This window comes from Psychromonas sp. Urea-02u-13 (assembly GCF_002835995.1).
Classification (GTDB): domain Bacteria; phylum Pseudomonadota; class Gammaproteobacteria; order Enterobacterales; family Psychromonadaceae; genus Psychromonas.
Genome location: NZ_PJBZ01000201.1, coordinates 1 through 1163 on the forward strand (window position 1 = coordinate 1; position 1163 = coordinate 1163).

At 40.0% G+C, this 1163-nt stretch carries 2 protein-coding genes; both read left to right on the forward strand.

The genetic code is table 11. The features are described 5' to 3' along the window. The coding region (tnpB, locus tag CXF74_RS21370; RefSeq protein WP_101084655.1) for an IS66 family insertion sequence element accessory protein TnpB at positions 1-276 on the forward strand (276 nt) is incomplete at its 5' end. A gap of 70 nt (positions 277-346) precedes the next feature. After that, a partial coding sequence (locus CXF74_RS21375) for an IS66 family transposase (RefSeq protein WP_157822518.1) occupies positions 347-1163 on the forward strand: 817 nt, incomplete at its 3' end.

Genomic DNA, 1163 nt, shown 5'->3' on the forward strand with positions numbered 1-1163 from the left:
CCTGCTGATTTTCGTCAAGGTATTGATGGATTAGCCGCGTTATGTAAACAACGCCTTAATTGCGAACCTCGCTCAGGCACTTTGTTTGTTTTTATTAATCGAAACAAAACGATGGTACGCGCATTGGTTTATGAAAATAATGGCTTTTGGTTAATGACAAAGCGGTTATCTAAGGGGAAGTTTTTAGGCTGGCCAACGGTAAATACCCCCATTACATCAATAGATGCGGCGCATTTAAGAAAATTATTAAGTGGTCATTACACACCACTAAAATAACTGCTGGCTTTTTTAATTCATGAGATCATACTTTCGTCATGATTTATTTCGCCGTTATTAAAGGAACATTGTGAACAAACCATTTAACGACCTTGATACCCAATCCCTTGATGATTTAATCAAGCGAGTGGTTGAAGCCAAAGAAAATAACCTTGCGCTCAGCCCTGATGATTACCAGCTATTATTGGATGCATTACTGACACTGACAACGACCCAAAATCGCTTGGCAGATCATGGTGTGACCGTTCACAAATTACGTAAGTTACTGGGTATTGAAAAATCATCAGAAAAGCAGAGTGATCTTAATAACACACCGAAAAAAAGCAGTAAGAAAAAAAACACAAAATCGATAAAGAACAACAATGAAGCGTTCACCCCCGTAAAACCAGTCGTAACAAAGCATGAATTAAGCGACCTTAATAAAGGTGATAACTGCCCTGAATGCCTTAAAGGTAAAGTCTACAAAGTAGAGCCTGGCAGCTTATTGCGTATTACAGGACAAAGTCCTTTTACGCCAGAGCAACACGTTCTGGAGCGCCTGCGCTGTAATACTTGTGGTGTTTACTTCACCGCTAATCTTCCCGATGAAGTATTAAATGACGGGGATAGCAATACAAAATATGGTTACTCCGCCCGCAGTTTAATGGCCATTTACAAATATTTTGCAGGGCTTCCTTTTTATCGTCAAGGCAGTATTCAAAAGCTATTGGGTGTTAACATCACTGCCTCAAGCGTGTTTGATCAAGTTGAGCTAGTCTGTGATGCAATTTACCCCGTCTACCAATACTTATTTGAACTAGCCGCTGATGCAAATCACTACTACTTAGATGACACCACACACCGAATTCTTGATGCAAAACCGATAGAAAAGAAAGTGCGTAACAGTG